This is a genomic window from Lentibacillus sp. (genome assembly GCF_035301925.1).
Classification (GTDB): Bacteria; Bacillota; Bacilli; order Bacillales; family Amphibacillaceae; genus Lentibacillus.
The window spans coordinates 1-16139 of sequence record NZ_DATGTI010000098.1; the positions used below are offsets into that span (position 1 = coordinate 1).

Genomic DNA, 16139 nt, shown 5'->3' on the forward strand with positions numbered 1-16139 from the left:
TGCCCGGCTGCAGTCTCCTTATTGCATGTTCTCACGGTTTTTAGATGTGAGAAAACCCGGGCTGGAGAAACTGAATGGTTCTGGCCTGCCCGGTTTATAGCAAATTCTTAAGTTTAGTATTTGTACGATTGTCCACCGTCAATTAGAATAACAGTCTCATTGATAAATCCGGCTTCATCTGATAACAGGAAGGAAACCAGATTAGCCACTTCCTCAGGTTTTCCAAACGCTCCGATTGCATGACCGGCACCAAACAAGTGCTAACCACTGATTCTCAGGCGTATTGTGTATCAACTTCATGCATTCATTGACCCTTCACTACCCGGTTGTATCATTGACTGATAAATGTCATCGAGCGACCAAGTTTTACCTTTCTCATCTTTATAAATCACATGCTCACGCTTAAAATGGAGGGGCGACTCCAGTCCGGCCGCCGCTGCGACCCGGAATAAGCCTTTCCGCATGGAGATCAGATAGTTGGCGGTACGGTGTTTCTTTTCGTCGATGACAAGTGCCTTCTGGAGGTCAGGATCAGTTGTTGCGACACCGACTGGACAAATATTGGCGTGGCACTTCAACGTCTGAATGCACCCAACCGTAATCATGAATGCCCGTGCAATATTGACTAAATCCGCACCCATAGCCAGAGCAATTGCCACCCGGTCAGGTGAATATAGCTTCCCTGATGCAATGATTTTCACCCGGTCCCGTACGCCATATTTTTTTAGCGCATTGTCCACTAATGGCAGAGCAGACTTAATCGGCAGCCCGACACTGTCCGTCAGTTCCTGATACGAAGCACCTGTGCCGCCTTCACTGCCATCGATTGTGATGAAATCCGGTCCTTTCCCTGTATCGCGTATCGCTTTGGCCAAATCATCCGCTTCGAAATGACTCCCAACCACGATTTTCATGCCGACCGGTTTACCGGAATGTTCGCGGACCTGTTCAATAAAATCAAACAAAGAAGGCAAATCACCGAACTCCGGGAAACGGTTCGGGCTGTCAATGGAAGTGAACGGCTCGACCATCCGAATCCGGGCAATTTCTTCGGTCACTTTCTCAGCGTCCACGTGCCCGCCACGTGTTTTCGCACCCTGTGCCAGCTTCACTTCAAACGCCTTCAGCTGTGGAATCTGGCTTTTTTCCTTCAGCTCATCCCAGTTAAAATGACCTTCCTTATCCCTTAGTCCAAACATCCCGGGGCCAATCTGCATGATCAGATCGACACCGCCTTTTAAATGATAATCCGACAGACCACCCTCGCCTGTGTTCATCCACGTGCCTTTCGCAATCCCAAGGCCTTCTGATAGTGCCGTGATGGCCCGTTCACCGAGTGATCCATAACTCATCGCCGACATCCCGATCTGTCCGCGGACTCTGAACGGCTCGCGGCAGTTTTCACCAATTACAATGGTATCTTTCTCATCAAGCAGATAGACAGGCGATTTTTCTTCCTCCAAATGCTCTTCCCGCTGCGTGAATAGCGGGTCTTTGGTTAATAAATAACGATCAGTCGTCACCTTTGTTTCCCTGTCCATTCTTAATTCTTCAGTCAACTTTGGAAACATGCTATTCCGGATATAATAGCCTGCTTCTTCAAAATCCCGCTGTGAACCAAATCCTTCAACATCACGCTTATATTTCGCTTTTTTCACGATGTGCCCGTACTCTTCCCGCGAAATCGGCTTGCTTTCACGATCATTATTGAAAAAATATTGCCGCAGTTCCGGACCGATTTTTTCAAAAAAATAGCGCGCTCGTCCAATCACGGGATAATTGCGAAGTACCGGATGCTGCCGCTGTGTACGGTCGACAAAGTATATGTATATCCCAATACCCAGGAGAGTAAGTACAACAATTGCTACAACGACAAACCCGATAACCGTTATGATATCTGCTATGTTCATGTTTGTTCCCCACCTTTTAATATAACTCTCTGTTGGTAGGGTTTGTCATTTAACCGATTTTATCCATGTCAGAAGCGGACGGGTTTTACCGCATTAGAAAAACTCGGCACTCGCCTTGTCTTATAGCGAGTGCCGTTATTTTTCTCATAAAGTCATGCTCAGTTCTATTTTTTCGCCTTTTAACAATGTGATGCCTGCCTTTCATTAAATTAGTCCAAGTTCCATAGCCTGCATGACTGACGTTTAAGGAAGTTAGTTTAAACATAAGCATCACACCTTTCTATGTTGATTAAGGATATTGTACCATAATAAAAGCTGAATGACCGTACCTTCAATTGTTTTTACTTAACATTTTATCGATTCATCAGATAAAATAGGGTTATCATTTTCTAAGGACTTTCGTAATTCTCTTTCTTCATCCTAATCAGTAACTTTGAAGAATCATATGCGTATACTTCATTCACTTGACTGACTTGGGTATAATTCATGCCTGATTCAACTTCCCCTTCCAATTGTTTATCATTTGTTTTTATGGATTCCATAAAAGGGTCACCTTTTAAATTTTCTATCAATCTATTATCGCCCGCTTATTCGGATTTCTTAAAAAGTCAAACAGCATTCTGATCTGTGATTCGGTATTTCGTTTAGTGGAAAGGGGCGGCAACTGACTTTCAGGGAAAAATTGAACGCCTTTTGTTTCCACTCCATGACTGGCCTGTCCCCCAACAATCTCACAGTGAATAAATATTTTGTAGTACTGATAAGGCAATGGTGGGTGTGCGTGTTTATTCGTATCCAGCACGGCGATCAGCTTTCCGGGAACAACTTTGAAGCCGGATTCCTCTTTTATTTCCTTCACTGCATTTTCTGCAGATGAAAAACCTATATCACAAAACCCGCCAGGCAGCGACCAGCTGTCATCTATTTTTTCCTTTACCATCAAAATCTTATCATCCTGAAACACGACGCCGCGGACATCCGCTTTAGGCGTCTGATAGCCTGTTTCGTTTGTAAATAATTCTTTGACTTTTGCCATTTCTGTTTCGGTATACTCAGCCATGATTTCTGCACTGATGTCCCGTAATTCCTCAAATCGCTCTATGTCGTATACGTCCTCTGAAAAAGCCAACCCTGCCTGTGATATGGATTGGATGCGCTTTGCCCATTCCAGCCACTTATGACTCATTTTGAACACCTGCTCTATTGAAGTTTTTGCTCTCTTTCTTCTCTCTTTAAGCTTAACGAACCGAATCATTGCTGTGCCAAGCTGCTTCCGGTCTTGACTCCGGATAGCCATTCGCTTCTCGATATGCCTTCCGCTCCCCAGTAAAGTCAAACCATTGTTTCACGGATCCCGGATGATTGGCATGATGAATGACACACCTGATCTGATCCTCGACACATGGATCAACCCAATAGCCCAAATCCTTTTCAAGCTTATCCAATAGTAAAGCACCATCTTTGTTTTTCAAGTCATCAAGGCTATAACAGCCAAGATTCTCAACAAGTGTGTCAGCAAATTTATGCCCGATTGAAGGGATTTGTTGAAACGTTGCTAAAGCTTTGATAAGTCGGGCACGTTTGTCGGATGTCTTTAAAACGTGGGCCAGCTCAAATATTTCAAGCTCATGGACGTCGCTTAATTTGATTTTGGCCGCGCGTAAATTCGCTTTTTCCTCTGAAGTCAGCGGCAGTTTGGGATTACTTTTTGCCATAATGATCACCGCTTTCTCATTCGCCTATTATAAAAGTTTATACATGTAATACTCATTCGCAGGTTCCCCGTCTATCATAAGTGAATGCACCTTTTCCCCCTCAATCTGAAAGCCCATTTTCTGGTAGAGTTTAACAGCTTTTACATTATCTTTGATGACTGTCAGCTCCAGCCTGGTTAGGCCGGTCTCTCCCGCCCATTCAAATATCTTCTCGATCAATTTCGTTGCAACGCCTTGTCCCTGAAATACATCATGAACACCAAGCGCAAGGTACGCCGAGTGCTTATTCCGCCTCATTTTACCGCCAAATGCTGCAATAAACCCGGCGAGCTGCCCGTCAATTTCAGCCACAAAAAAGACTGACCGCTCTTCCGATGAAGTCCTTTCGATAGCCTGTTTTTGCTGCTCAACCGTTGTCTTTCTTTCGCCGGGCTCATGCAGCATGAATCCGGACTCATCAATTCTCTTGTTCAACTCCAGAAATTCTTCAGCATCATTTAATTCAATTGGTCTGATGATCATTGTCGTGTGTCCTCTCCCTACGTGTCCGCTGTCCTTATTCTTTTATATACCCGTCAGTCGTCAGCTCCTGTGGCTGAACTAATTCCGCCTTTCCCCCGCCGCTGACCTGCTGCGATACTGAACCGTTTTCACTTGATTGATCGGAAGTCGTTTCTTCCAGCTTATCCGGTTTAATTGGTGTTGAAAACTGAAACCCGTAATCACGCACCCCTTCCAATACAGCAATGGCGATTGGATAGGTGAGTGCTTGTGTGTTGAAACTCCCTTTCTTCGGACTGGTTACATTATGGGTGACTTTAACGGTTCCTTTGCCAGCTTTTGACTCCGGTGAAACAATTTTCTCAAGCTCCATCTTTTCGATTTCAACTGCAAAGCCGCCGGTTGGCTTTTGCCCCAGCATGATGACGACATATGTCTTCCCGTCCGCATGAAAAACCTTTTTCGCTTCATTTGACCGATTTTTTTCAATCCATTTCTGCACACTGTCCGGCGCTTCACCAACATCGATTGTCCTGAACGAAAGCTCCGTTTTTTCCCTCGTGATTGGTCCTTCTTCACTCACTGTGTCATCCTCCATTGTTCCTGACCCGCAGCCAGTTAGTAATAGGGCTGATAAAATCACCATTACGACATTGCGTACATTCCGCTCCATATCGGGATACCCCTTTCAGCTATATTATTTATTCTAGCTGAATGCTGTGAATCCTTTAAAAAATTGTACCATCAGCCGGTCACTTGTATATGGCATACATCTAGCTTATGCCAAATTGACTGCCAATCCTTTTTCCTGATCCGTTCTTCATAAACACGGGCTAGTCCTTTATTTTCTATAAAATAAGGTGTGGGTTTTACTTTTAGCTGAATGACGTCATTTATTCCGTGCGGAGCCGTCAACATCACATCTCCCGTTTTATCTATTGTTAATCCCAGGGCCGTGGCTGTTTCCGGAAATTTGGCTATCGCATCAACTGAAGAGGTGTATGGTGGAAGGTCATTTCTAAGATGCATCCTGGCTTCATTTTTGACAGACCAGGGAACGTCGGGAAGCAAATGTCTCAGCTGCTGCTCCAATTTCTTTTCCTTTGATTCATCCAAGTTCGTTTTATCAAAATAAACAACATCGACATCAGGCAGGATCGTTCTTTCGCTGAAATTATGTAATGTATCCCAAATTTTTGTTCTCACAAAACCGGCACAAACCCACCAGTCTGGGGGATTTAACATGGCAGCTGCATTTAACACTTGCATCATCCATTCATCCTGTTTAACCAGCTCGAGCACATCTTTTTCGTTTTGAAATTTGATCATATTTCCTTTAAACCCTTTCGTTCATGTTGCTTTTAAACATATACCGCATCCCTTTACCGGCAAGTGGTTCATCCTCATACCGTGGCAAAACATGCAAATGCGCATACAACGCCCGGCGAGATGCCTATTGCGATGCCATTTCCCATCGGATTATCGGGCTTATTCCGATCACTCATAAAAACGTTCCTCCATTAACCGTTTTCTTGGTATAATTATAACATGATTATTCTCCGTAAGAAAAAATCCATTCTCCATTCACCACCTTAGTCATTCCTGTTTACTGGGCTGTCCATCCGATTATGGTAGGCATTGATCAACTTCTGCCGCCTGAAGAATAATGTAACGATCAAAGCGGCCTCACCGACCATGAACAGGACCGTCCCAAGCATCAATCCGCCGAAAAATACCGCTTCATCAATATTCCAGGAATATAGGAACCAGCCAAATATCGCACATGCACACAGAAATAGATTAATAACACTTGCGATAAAAACTTGCGATCCAAACCAGCCAGTCATTTTAATTGCTTTCCAGCCATACAGGTAACTGAGAACCAGCCCAATGATTATAAATAAAACGAAAATGATAATAGCTAAAGCACTACTGCCTTCCAACGTCATGCTACATATACACCTGCCATTTGTTTATTTAATTTGGAATATAGGACTTCCAATTCTTTTCCCCTTTCCACATGAAATAATTATAACAAATTTGCAGCAGCGCTATAGCAGAAAGAACCGCAATCACAGTCCTCTTAATAACCCCATATACCTTTATTGACAAAATAAATGAGCAATACTAATCCAGTCCATACAACAACATAACGGACCGGTCTCGGGATTAATAACAATTTTGAGGTTAAGTACTGTCCAAGATAGCTGCGATTATTGTGATCATGGTTTCTCATTCAACCCCACCTTCATCAATCGACAATAACGCACCGACAGCACCGCTATATTCACCACGCTTCAAAAATACAGGCTTTTTCCCGATCATCCAAGCATACGTTTCAATAATCTCCCTTATTATCGAATTGGAACGGAAGGATGAGCCGACGTAAACGATTGAATCTGCATTATATTGTGCTGCCATCTGACTGCTGATCGTGACAATTACTTCACCGATTAAACCAATAATAGCTGCCAGCGTATCTGGATGTGAGGGGGACTCCTTCGTCATGAATTCTGTTTTTCCGAAGTTGCTGGCCGTCAAATCACCGGAAATCGGCGGCACCGCTCCTTCAAAAATATCCTTGACTTTCAGATCCACTTTTTCCCTGTCACCGTCGCTCGCAGCTTCAACAATTTCTTCATAGTCCTTCATACCAGTGGTCAGATAAGCGAGTCCCAACAGGGTTCCGCCGCCTATACCGGACCCACCGACCCGCTCCTGCTTGCCATTTTGGACATAGTGCATGGAAGTCCCGGTACCGACATTCACAAATAGAAAATGACTCCCAAGAGAATGGTCATCCTCATCTGCCAGGTATGTGATTCCTCGTGCAGTGGCATCAAATTCAATGACTGATTGGGGTGATACGTTCAGTTTCTCAGCAAACACCTGACTTTTGCCGCCGGTCACACAAATGCAGGGATTTTCAAAGTGGTCATTGACCCACGAAACTGCTTCTTCAATGTGCCGCGACTGAAATGAGCGGTATTGGATCGTCTCTTCTTCCAGATATGCTATTTTGATGAGTGTCCCGCCGGCATCTATACCTATTTTTGTTGACTTCATAATTAGTGATCTCCTTTTAAATCGACATATAGTTTTTCCTGATGCTCCCATCTAAAATCAAACAGCCCAAGACCATGGGAATCGAGTATTACGTAAAAAACTGTCAGAATAAAAATCATTTGAAAAATCGTATACAAGTAATCATTTGTGTCCTTCTTATATTTCCACTCCACAAAAGCCCGAAATATCTCCCCAAAGGCTATCGCGACAATAGATGCCCATGCCACAGCAAGTGGATTACCTGGAAAAACGATAACGGCGACTATAATGGCAACAACAGAATGCCCCCGGAAGAACACATCACCCTTTTTGTGCAGTTCATTCACATGATCATTTCCAAATACTTTCCGCCGTTTCACATTCAGCACTTTCCGCATAATCGCATTAAAAACGGAAATCAGCAGAACCATAACAGCTACAATCCCTATCAGTTTTATCCAAAATTCAGGCTCCGGACCATACTGATAGATAAAACATCCCCCCTGTTAATCAAGCTATATATATTACCACCATGGCAGTATATAGTGTCCTATAGCATTTTCCGTTGTTCAATCGTTCCCCGAAGCTGTTGTTCCGAAATATCTTTCCCGGCAACCCAATCGTCAAATTCAATATCAAGCACCTGGTCACTTTGGGCGATAGCTGTCAGTATCCTCGCATCCACATATCCATATGAAAAAGTTAAATCATCATAATCCATATAAAAAAGCGGTGAGGTTTTATCCCGAAAATGGTCAAATGATTCCTCCTGGATCAGCTTTTTTTCTCCTATTGTTTGTATATATGTATGCCGATCAACAGAGTGAATGAAATCAGGTCTGTTTTTATGCTGAAGTGAATTGTCTTGAAAATGATTGGTGCACGTTAAAAACGTCGGGGCATGCCGGACCTCAACGTTATCGGGACTCGCCTCCACAACAACAGCATTCCCACCCTCTTCTCCCATGGAAAAATTATAACAGGCAGCATGCGGAATCTCCTTCAGCATATTGATTGCTTCAGACACCGTTGCGCACGTATCGAGTATCATTCGAATGGCCGTCCATGCCGAAATGCCGGTTGTATAACCATTATTACTCACAAAGTGCAACCCGGCCACAAGCCCATGCTGATTAACGCCTTCATGTCTGCCGAGCGCCTGCAGATTGTATCCAGCTGTTGCAAAAGCCTTTGCCGGCTGAATCAGGCTGAAATAACTGTCATAGAGTTCGGGTGAAAAATCGTAATTCCGCACATAATAAGCATCCGTCAGCATGGCCGAACAGCCAAGCGCTATTGGCCTCGGAACATCATAGCCGCTGAATAACGCAGCCGCTCTTGACCATGGAATCTCCATCCCATCCGCTAGTCCTTCCAATTCATCCAGCAAATGTGGTGCAAACGACCGATAGATTGCTTTCAAGTTGTCCGTGTCAATTTCCGGACGGGTAATCATTTCAAATGTCTGTGGAATACGGGTGCCATTCAACTCCCGGCCCAGACGCAGTCCGTTTTGATACGAACTTCCCCTCTGCTGAAATATGTTCACAGTAAAATCAGACATATCGTGTCTCCTTTTAAAATCCGACATTATCTTATTCGATAAAATGATTTGAAATTCCTTTATTCTGTACGGATGAAAGTGCTTAAAGTTTTCATTAGGCAATCGGGTTTTAATCGCAAAATTAAAATGACCGCTATTGTGAGAGCAACAGCGGTCCATTATGTTATAACGTTTTCTTTAGCCTCTCAATCTCCTCTTTTTCAAGATGTGTGACCTCAGCAATAAAATCGATCGAAACGCCTTTTTCCAGCATTTCAACAGCAACTTCCTGCCTAGCCTCTTGCTTCCCTTTTTCCTCATATGAAATCGTATATTCCATTATCTTCTCGCCATCCTTCGTTTTTCCTATCTCTTCACGCAATTTTTCCTCCTCCTTTTCGTTTAGTTTCAGATAACTTTCGAAAAACCCGTAAATCATTTTTTCCTTGGCCGGGTTCAATTGCATTCTCATTAGCATCCGCAAAAATTCCTTTTTGACTTCAACACGTTCATTATCGGTGTAACCCATTTTACTTAACAATGCCGCAGCTGCAGGATTATCTGATGTAATGTAATCACGCCAATTCTTTTTTCTGAGCTCCAATTTCAAAAAGTTAAAGGTCAGTACATGGAAGAAAGGAAACGCAATTGTAAACGTATCTTGTTCATAACGCTTTTCGTCATATCTGAAAACAGCGATCGGCACAATTGGTTTACAGTACTTATTATACAGCAGGCTATAATAATGAAACATCCGCTCATGGAAGTCAGACTGTGCGTAACTTTGCGGTTCGACATGGACGATAATGACAGAATCCTCGCCTTTAAGCTTCGTTTCAACGACAATATCAAGCCTTCGTGTCTTTCCTTCGTGCAGGTCGGTATGCACTTCTTCTGACAAAAGTTTTGCAGCATGATAATCAATATGTCTGTGAACGTCCGGAAAAAATACATCGATGAATTCTTGGAAAAATGTCTGGATGAGATCTTTGAATAGGAGGTCATGTTTCGTATACTCGGTGGTCTCTGGTTGTTTACGTACAACTGTGGCTAATGACATTTTAGCACTATGAAGCGTAATACCAGGGTGTTGTCACTATAAAAATAATAACACAAATCATCGTAAGGAACAATTGTTCTATTTAATATATTAAATATTCAGATGTGTTGCTGTGTTCATTTCGCTCAGAACAAGGGTCTCAAATACTGTTATACCGCATCACCCCCTTTCAGAAAGGGAGTGAGCCACCACCCGAAAAGCCTTATTGTACAAGTTCTATTTTACCAGATGTGACCAGCCATTAAATAGACCATATGGCGTATTTTTCCCTGGACTGTCTTTCGCTGCACCTTCCCACGACCAGGCAAAAGGAAAATTTTATATAAATATCTTTTTAGATGCGCGTTTATATTATACGATATATGACAAGATACATTTTCACAAACAAGATCATCACAATTATTTTGAAGGCGAGGAATAACGATGCGTTTTGAAACGGTGCTGTACCGTCTCCATTCGACTGTTGGCTTGCACTGCGTGGTGTGCAGTCACTTGCCGCACGTATGGCGACCCACTGTTCAAATGCATCGGCGATTGCGGATTTTTTGAATCAACATCCGCGTGTCGAGGCTGTTCATTATCCTGGTCTTCTCGGTCACCCAGGACATCCTATTGCAGCACGGCAAATGCATTCATTCGGTGGTATGCTGTCGTTTCAGGTGAAGGATGGTCAGCATGAAGCGATGGCAGTTGCTGCCAATTTACAATTGTTCATTCGTGCCACAAGTCTGGGTGGAACGCACAGTCTCATTGAACACCGTGCGTCCGTTGAAGGCAGCACAACGACAGCACCAACTAATCTCTTACGTCTATCGATCGGGCTCGAACACGTGGATGATCTCAAAGAGGATTTGGCACAAGCGCTGGAACAAATAACATGATGTCACGGTAAGAGGGGGGAATCGTTTGTCTATCCCCCTGTTTCAGTGTCTAACGATTCCCAATCGGACGCCTGCAAATGCCCATTGGGATCCCCTTTTGGTTCATCATGTCTTTCACGTTCACGATGGGATTGCCTTGATAAACTTGTGCCATAATGGTTTCTATTTTTGCATTTTCTTGTTCCGTCATGTTTTGATGCGTCAGCATGTTATGAAACCATTGGGCGATTTCTGCAGGTGCCACATTCCCAGCAATCGAGGAAAGACGGTTAATCCCATATGATACTTTTTCCTCTAAATCCGCTTCGCCCCCTGCATAAAAATAAAAATCTTCACGTTTAATTTTGTTTTTTAACTGTCTGACTTTTTCTTCACCACCGGCATCTTTTATGCCCATCACAAATTCTGTCTTGCTTAACTGAATCATACTTTGTGCTGATAGATCAAATCCAGTTCGTTCTGGATTGTTATATAAAATAACAGGCTTTTGACTTAGATTGATAATCTTTTCCGAATAAACGAGTGCTTCTTCTTGCGTCGGTACAACATAAGGCGGATAGCCAAGCATAATACCGGATATCGGCGTATGTCGAATCTCCTCAGCGAGTTCTTCTGCTTCCTTCTGTCTAATTGACGACACGCCGAATATCATTTTCATATGATTCATCAGTTCTGCTTCCGATACTAAGCCATTTAATAATTCAATTTTCTCGTCAAGGGTCAGACTATGCTGTTCGCCAGTCGTGCCCGAGACAAGTACCGACTTGACGCCCTGCTGATACAGGTCTCTTATATGATCAATGGTTCCCTGAACATTTAACGTTTCATCGTCATAAAACGCTGTTGGCACAGCAACATGAAATGCTTCCTTTAACATAATGACCCCCTTTACCCGGCTGGTTCAAATCCCCATTTTGCCTCATGTCATATAAAGTGATGAGTTTGGCTCATTCGCCATAGAACTTGGATTTTATTTTACCACAATACACAGACATATTAGCGGATTTTCACCAATCACACGGCCTTTCGCTGAAAATAAATCCACCCGGCAGCAAAAAAGATCACCAGACTGCCGCCGAACACTGTCAGCACCTGATCCCACGGCACATGGAAAACGCCGTCCGATCCTCCGCCGGCATACATCATCAAAAACGGCTGACCCCAAGGATAGTACGGACCAAAGTCTTCAGAATTCACTGCTAATATTGACGGCAGTGTGAAGATAACATTAACGGCAAACGGCGCCGCAAAACTTTTCCACAGGATCGAGAGCGTCAGTTGTAGGGCTACAAGCGGGAATGTGGCAATCCACCCGCCCAAAACACTTTTCCAGATAATCATCATTGGAAACGGATCGGTAACGCCCTTTATCTGGCCAACAAGAAACACAGTTGCGAGAAACAAAAGCTGCATGACCAACACAGCGCCTGTTAATAACAAATATTTGGCCAAAAACACACTACCTCGTGTTACCGGAAGCGATAAAAATTGTTTCCAGCCGCCTGCCTGGTGTTCATAACGGCAGATCACACCGGCCAGCACACCAGTCATCAAGGGGAGAAACAATAACGCATACGGCAGGATCATGAACTGCAGCAGCAAATACCATGCATTTACCCCGGTATTCATTTGAGAGATATTCGTCATCAGACCGATCATCAGACCAATGAATGGGCTGACAAGCAGGATGGGCAATATACCGGATTTCCGGAACTTAAACCATTCTGATTGTATGACTTGCCAAAACATTTTAAGACACATCCTTTCGCACAAAATGGACCATCCCGGCCACATATAAAAGAAGGCCACAGCCGATGCCAAGCCAGATAATCATGGCTGGTTCCGCCCATTCTTGCATTAACGCCGGCCACTTCCAGATCATCCAGTTCGGTAAATTATAAGCCATATACGTTAAAATGACACCGATGACACCCATCGTCACCGGAATCCCTTGATGGCGGCTTACGAGCGCTATCCAAAGGTGCAATGCCAGCACCGGTAATGCTGCCAGATATGGGTAAAAACTGAACTTTATCAGGCTCACATATGGCATTTCGTCACCTAAATCGAGATACATACCGAAGCTGAGTGTGAATATCAGCAATAACACGGATGCCACAAAAAGCAGTACCAGAAGCACGGTGAACTTTGATAAATAGACGGCCATTTTAGATACCGGCAAGGCGATCAGCTGCTTCCATGCGTTCGTTTCATTTTCTACACTTGCCATGAGGGACGTTAAAATAACAATGCCGAGCACCAGGGCAAGTGGTGTAAAAGCATTCACATTCAGCAAATAATAATGCCAGTTATCGTCACTCTGCTGGAGCAGATAGTCTTTGCGCACAGCGTAATTGACCATTTGCAGAAAAACGACACCGAGCGGTCCGATCAGTGTTAACAGCCAAAGTCCCTTCCGTTTTATCTTCAAAAAATCCGACCTGAGCAATTGTCCAATCATGACGCATTCCCCTTCGTCATCTGCAGGAAGATGTCCTCCAGCGACCGCTTTTCTTCTTCTGCACGGTAAACGGCATAACCGTCCTGAACAAGCATCTGGATGGCTTTAGCAACATGCTCATCCGAACGTTCATGCAAGTAAACATGCCCGTCACGGCTCTCCGCATGGATGCCTCTGACCAAGAGTGCCTGACTTGCCTCAATACTGTCACTGACGCGCAAAACAATTTTCTCCCGGGCATGCTCGCGCAGTTTTTCAATCGAATCCTGAAAAATCATTGTCCCTTCCGAAATAATCCCGACCGATGTCGCAATCTGATCGATTTCCGATAGCAAATGGCTTGAGATCAGTACCGTCATACCGAACTCCTCTGGCAGTCTTTTAATCAAATGGCGAATTTCAATGATGCCGGACGGGTCGAGCCCGTTTGTCGGCTCATCCAAAATCAATAGTTTCGGCTGGTGTAAGAGCGCGATCGCAATTCCAAGCCGCTGTTTCATGCCAAGCGAAAAGGCCTTCACTTTCTTATCCGCCACATCCTGCAGGCGAACAACTTCCAGAACATCACCGATACGGGATTTCGAGACCTGGTAAATTTTCCGAATCACTTCAAGGTTTTCTTTTGCTGTCAAATGCGGGTAATAGGATGGATTTTCCACGAGCGACCCGACATGCTTTAAAATATCAATCCGTTCCTTGTTTAAATCCTGGTTAAAGATATGAATCGAACCGGATGTTGGTTTCATCAGACCCAGAAGCATCCGAATGGTGGTGGTCTTCCCGGCTCCATTCGGCCCCAAAAAGCCGTACACTTCCCCTTCAGGTATGGCCAGGCTGATGTTGTCCACTGCCTTATCACGGCCAAATTGTTTCACTAAATTGTTCGTCTGTATCACATAGTTCATTTATTTCACCTCTGCTTTCAGGATAAATGACAAGGTTTAAAACCCGGTTCAGCAAAGGTTAAATTTTGTTTAAAAAAAGAGATGACGATTTAATGATTCCGTTTTATGTACAAACTGGTCCTTAATTTAAATAAGGTTTAACAATTCGATATGTTTTATGTTAAAAATATCGAGTATTTTCAAAGCAACTTTGCTATTATGATGACATGAAAAGGAGGGATATATTGTTAAAAGAATTAAACTTGGTGATTGACTATATTGAAGATCATTTAACGGATGAACTAACGCTTGAGAACATTTCTGAATATGCCGGGGTTTCCGACTATCACTTTAGAAAAATATTTTTCTACCTTTCAGGGTTGACGCTAAGTGACTATATCAAAAACAGAAAATTGTCGGAAGCAAATAAGGATTTATTGCATGGCGACAAAGTAACGGATGTAGCTTTTAAATATGGTTATCAGTCAGTGGACGGCTTTTCCAGATCATTTAAAAAATGGAGTGGTTTTTTACCCTCAGATGTCATAAAAAAGGGTGTAAGCCAATCGTTTCCCAAACTTTCATTCGTTATAACTGTTAAAGGAGGAAATACGATGGAATTTAGAATTGAAGAAAAACCAGCGTTTAATTTCGTCGGTGTCAGTAAACGTGTTCCCATGCAATTTGAAGGAGTTAATCAGGAGATTGAAAAGCTTGCAGACAGCATAACGGACGAACAAAAAGAAGAAATGCATGCACTGCAAAATATGGAGCCCTATGAAATTGTGAATGCTTCTTATGATGCTGACGCCAATTTCTTAAAAGAAGAAGGTGATTTGACTCACTTGATAGGTGTTTTGACGACTGAAGATCGGGTAAGTGACCGATTAGATAAAGTGCCAGTCGAGGCCTGTACCTGGGCCATATTTCCAAATGAAGGGCCATTTCCATCTACGCTGCAGGAAACAATGGCAAAAACACATTCTGAATGGCTGCCATCATCCGATTATGAAGTCATCAATGCCCCTGCTTTTTCTTTTACTAAAATGGATGAACAGAAAAAAGATTACGCTTATAGTGAAGTTTGGCTTCCTGTCCGGAAAAAATAAAAAACAGAATTCATTGTATCCGGAGCAATTTTAAAAATTTACTGTTGCTCTTTAAAAGTGACGAAGAATAACGTAAGATAACGACGAAAACACAGAGAACCTATAACCTGAGTAGAGCAACGCTGACAAGCCAGCGTTGCCTCTTTTGAATTATAACCTCGTAAATGTCTGATTCTGTCCAACTAACAAACGATGGCGGATGAAGCCAACCACGAACATTACGTTCCCATAAACAAATAATCAAACAAACACAGCCTGCAAATCGGCTTCCAATCCTGCAAATATAACGGAATGAACCGCTTGGTGGGCATCTTTTGAATAGGTTTTATTGTTTACGATTTCATTATCCTCCAGCACGTAAATCAAAATATGTTCATTGATTGGATCGACAAGCCAATATTCGTTGACACCGCACTGTTTGTATAAGTCAAGCTTATTCAACATGTCTTTACTTCTTGTGGAAGGTGATAACACTTCGACCACCAGGGTTGGTATCCCCTTATATTTATCTTTCTCATCCAGATTGTCCATGTCGCAAATGACGACAACATCTGGCTGGACCACACAGATGTTGTTTTCTTCCTTAAAGAACGTCACATCAAACGGGGATGTAAGCGGAACACACTTTTTGCCTTTAAACCAGTTATAAAACGTACCGAAAAGTTCGCCAACCACATGCTGGTGCTTATAGGAAGGGGAGGCCAGGTTGTAAATAACGCCATCAATTAACTCAAATCTTTGTTCTGATGCCTCCGTTAGTTCCAGAAATTCTTCATACGTCACCCATTCCCCTGAAGTACGATATTCCGGTTGTTCTTCTTTAACAGCGTCCGCATCATGACAAGGCAAGATTTTGGCCGCTTCTTTCCCGCTTTTTGTAACAATAATTTCCTCACCGGCTTCCACGTACTTCAAGTATTTTCCGAAATTATTTTGCATTTTGGTTGTAGGCACCCTCATTTTAGACACGTCCTTAGCTAATTTACTTATATGATACACAACATTAGGTACTTATTAAACCATTTTTCAA

20 protein-coding genes and 1 pseudogene are annotated in these 16139 nt (G+C 43.2%); 2 read left to right on the forward strand and 19 right to left on the reverse strand.

Annotated features, from left to right (window positions below; genetic code table 11):
- Positions 1-113: 113 nt before the first annotated feature.
- From VK080_RS08555 to VK080_RS08620, 14 genes are all read right to left on the reverse strand, one after another.
- On the reverse strand, positions 114-257 hold the full coding sequence (locus VK080_RS08555) for an SDR family oxidoreductase (protein ID WP_324224348.1): 144 nt from the start codon (positions 255-257) through the stop codon (positions 114-116).
- 39 nt (positions 258-296) lie between these two features.
- On the reverse strand, positions 297-1910 hold the full coding sequence (locus tag VK080_RS08560; RefSeq protein WP_324224349.1) for an FMN-binding glutamate synthase family protein: 1614 nt from the start codon (positions 1908-1910) through the stop codon (positions 297-299).
- 389 nt (positions 1911-2299) lie between these two features.
- On the reverse strand, positions 2300-2452 hold the full coding sequence (locus VK080_RS08565; protein WP_324224350.1) for a hypothetical protein: 153 nt from the start codon (positions 2450-2452) through the stop codon (positions 2300-2302).
- 26 nt (positions 2453-2478) lie between these two features.
- Positions 2479-3096 (reverse strand): NUDIX hydrolase, encoded by a 618-nt coding sequence (locus tag VK080_RS08570; RefSeq protein WP_324224351.1) that lies wholly within the window; start codon positions 3094-3096, stop codon positions 2479-2481.
- 52 nt (positions 3097-3148) lie between these two features.
- Positions 3149-3625 (reverse strand): helix-hairpin-helix domain-containing protein, encoded by a 477-nt coding sequence (locus tag VK080_RS08575; protein ID WP_324224352.1) that lies wholly within the window; start codon positions 3623-3625, stop codon positions 3149-3151.
- A 27-nt stretch (positions 3626-3652) separates the two neighbouring features.
- Positions 3653-4147 (reverse strand): GNAT family N-acetyltransferase, encoded by a 495-nt coding sequence (locus VK080_RS08580; RefSeq protein WP_324224353.1) that lies wholly within the window; start codon positions 4145-4147, stop codon positions 3653-3655.
- 34 nt (positions 4148-4181) lie between these two features.
- Positions 4182-4799 carry a protease complex subunit PrcB family protein gene (locus tag VK080_RS08585; protein WP_324224354.1) on the reverse strand — a complete coding sequence of 206 codons (618 nt, stop codon included), beginning with the start codon at positions 4797-4799 and terminating at the stop codon, positions 4182-4184.
- Positions 4800-4870: 71 nt separating this feature from the next.
- The gene (locus VK080_RS08590) at positions 4871-5455 is read right to left on the reverse strand and encodes a nucleotidyltransferase family protein (protein ID WP_324224355.1); all 585 of its coding nucleotides are present in this window, start codon (positions 5453-5455) and stop codon (positions 4871-4873) included.
- Positions 5456-5718: 263 nt separating this feature from the next.
- The gene (locus VK080_RS08595) at positions 5719-6075 is read right to left on the reverse strand and encodes a hypothetical protein (RefSeq protein ID WP_324224356.1); all 357 of its coding nucleotides are present in this window, start codon (positions 6073-6075) and stop codon (positions 5719-5721) included.
- A gap of 134 nt (positions 6076-6209) precedes the next feature.
- Entirely contained in the window at positions 6210-6362 is a 153-nt protein-coding gene (locus tag VK080_RS08600) for a hypothetical protein (RefSeq protein ID WP_324224357.1), read from the reverse strand.
- Positions 6359-7192, reverse strand: coding sequence for a type II pantothenate kinase (coaW, locus tag VK080_RS08605; RefSeq protein WP_324224358.1), 834 nt, complete (start codon positions 7190-7192; stop codon positions 6359-6361). The genes VK080_RS08600 and coaW overlap by 4 nt, the downstream gene beginning before the upstream one ends.
- A 2-nt stretch (positions 7193-7194) precedes the next feature.
- Positions 7195-7602, reverse strand: a complete 408-nt coding sequence (locus VK080_RS08610) for a DUF4181 domain-containing protein (protein WP_324224359.1) — start codon at positions 7600-7602, stop codon at positions 7195-7197.
- 119 nt (positions 7603-7721) lie between these two features.
- On the reverse strand, positions 7722-8735 hold the full coding sequence (locus VK080_RS08615) for a C45 family peptidase (RefSeq protein ID WP_324224360.1): 1014 nt from the start codon (positions 8733-8735) through the stop codon (positions 7722-7724).
- A gap of 163 nt (positions 8736-8898) precedes the next feature.
- Entirely contained in the window at positions 8899-9774 is an 876-nt protein-coding gene (locus tag VK080_RS08620) for a transposase (protein WP_324224361.1), read from the reverse strand.
- 449 nt (positions 9775-10223) lie between these two features.
- On the opposite strand from VK080_RS08620, the pseudogene VK080_RS08625 reads away from it, so the two are divergent.
- Positions 10224-10655, forward strand: a pseudogene (locus tag VK080_RS08625) (PLP-dependent transferase); the annotation flags it as partial.
- A gap of 49 nt (positions 10656-10704) precedes the next feature.
- Here VK080_RS08625 and VK080_RS08630 read toward each other — a convergent pair.
- The 4 genes from VK080_RS08630 to VK080_RS08645 form a co-directional block, all read right to left on the reverse strand.
- Positions 10705-11532: a dihydrodipicolinate synthase family protein gene (locus VK080_RS08630; RefSeq protein ID WP_324224362.1), complete on the reverse strand. Its 828-nt coding sequence runs from the start codon at positions 11530-11532 to the stop codon at positions 10705-10707.
- 137 nt (positions 11533-11669) lie between these two features.
- The gene (locus VK080_RS08635) at positions 11670-12404 is read right to left on the reverse strand and encodes an ABC transporter permease (protein WP_324224363.1); all 735 of its coding nucleotides are present in this window, start codon (positions 12402-12404) and stop codon (positions 11670-11672) included.
- A 1-nt stretch (position 12405) separates the two neighbouring features.
- A complete protein-coding gene (locus VK080_RS08640) occupies positions 12406-13116 on the reverse strand; it encodes an ABC transporter permease (RefSeq protein WP_324224364.1) in 711 nt (236 codons plus the stop codon).
- Positions 13113-14021: an ABC transporter ATP-binding protein gene (locus VK080_RS08645; protein WP_324224365.1), complete on the reverse strand. Its 909-nt coding sequence runs from the start codon at positions 14019-14021 to the stop codon at positions 13113-13115. The genes VK080_RS08640 and VK080_RS08645 overlap by 4 nt, the downstream gene beginning before the upstream one ends.
- Before the next feature lie 224 nt (positions 14022-14245).
- Between VK080_RS08645 and VK080_RS08650 the strand changes: the two genes are divergently transcribed.
- Positions 14246-15109 carry an AraC family transcriptional regulator gene (locus VK080_RS08650; protein ID WP_324224366.1) on the forward strand — a complete coding sequence of 288 codons (864 nt, stop codon included), beginning with the start codon at positions 14246-14248 and terminating at the stop codon, positions 15107-15109.
- 240 nt (positions 15110-15349) lie between these two features.
- Here VK080_RS08650 and VK080_RS08655 read toward each other — a convergent pair whose 3' ends face one another.
- Positions 15350-16069 carry a type II toxin-antitoxin system prevent-host-death family antitoxin gene (locus VK080_RS08655; RefSeq protein WP_324224367.1) on the reverse strand — a complete coding sequence of 240 codons (720 nt, stop codon included), beginning with the start codon at positions 16067-16069 and terminating at the stop codon, positions 15350-15352.
- Between the last annotated feature and the right edge of the window lie 70 nt (positions 16070-16139).

Coding starts and splice junctions, on each gene's coding strand:
- VK080_RS08560 (WP_324224349.1), bottom strand. CDS start 1,910: ATGAACATAGCAGATATCATAACGGTTATCGGGTTTGTCGTTGTAGCA.
- VK080_RS08565 (WP_324224350.1), bottom strand. CDS start 2,452: ATGGAATCCATAAAAACAAATGATAAACAATTGGAAGGGGAAGTTGAA.
- VK080_RS08570 (WP_324224351.1), bottom strand. CDS start 3,096: ATGAGTCATAAGTGGCTGGAATGGGCAAAGCGCATCCAATCCATATCA.
- VK080_RS08575 (WP_324224352.1), bottom strand. CDS start 3,625: ATGGCAAAAAGTAATCCCAAACTGCCGCTGACTTCAGAGGAAAAAGCG.
- VK080_RS08580 (WP_324224353.1), bottom strand. CDS start 4,147: ATGATCATCAGACCAATTGAATTAAATGATGCTGAAGAATTTCTGGAG.
- VK080_RS08585 (WP_324224354.1), bottom strand. CDS start 4,799: ATGGAGCGGAATGTACGCAATGTCGTAATGGTGATTTTATCAGCCCTA.
- VK080_RS08590 (WP_324224355.1), bottom strand. CDS start 5,455: ATGATCAAATTTCAAAACGAAAAAGATGTGCTCGAGCTGGTTAAACAG.
- VK080_RS08595 (WP_324224356.1), bottom strand. CDS start 6,075: ATGACGTTGGAAGGCAGTAGTGCTTTAGCTATTATCATTTTCGTTTTA.
- VK080_RS08600 (WP_324224357.1), bottom strand. CDS start 6,362: ATGAGAAACCATGATCACAATAATCGCAGCTATCTTGGACAGTACTTA.
- coaW (WP_324224358.1), bottom strand. CDS start 7,192: ATGAAGTCAACAAAAATAGGTATAGATGCCGGCGGGACACTCATCAAA.
- VK080_RS08610 (WP_324224359.1), bottom strand. CDS start 7,602: ATGGTTCTGCTGATTTCCGTTTTTAATGCGATTATGCGGAAAGTGCTG.
- VK080_RS08615 (WP_324224360.1), bottom strand. CDS start 8,735: ATGTCTGATTTTACTGTGAACATATTTCAGCAGAGGGGAAGTTCGTAT.
- VK080_RS08620 (WP_324224361.1), bottom strand. CDS start 9,774: ATGTCATTAGCCACAGTTGTACGTAAACAACCAGAGACCACCGAGTAT.
- VK080_RS08630 (WP_324224362.1), bottom strand. CDS start 11,532: ATGTTAAAGGAAGCATTTCATGTTGCTGTGCCAACAGCGTTTTATGAC.
- VK080_RS08635 (WP_324224363.1), bottom strand. CDS start 12,404: ATGTTTTGGCAAGTCATACAATCAGAATGGTTTAAGTTCCGGAAATCC.
- VK080_RS08640 (WP_324224364.1), bottom strand. CDS start 13,116: ATGATTGGACAATTGCTCAGGTCGGATTTTTTGAAGATAAAACGGAAG.
- VK080_RS08645 (WP_324224365.1), bottom strand. CDS start 14,021: ATGAACTATGTGATACAGACGAACAATTTAGTGAAACAATTTGGCCGT.
- VK080_RS08655 (WP_324224367.1), bottom strand. CDS start 16,069: ATGAGGGTGCCTACAACCAAAATGCAAAATAATTTCGGAAAATACTTG.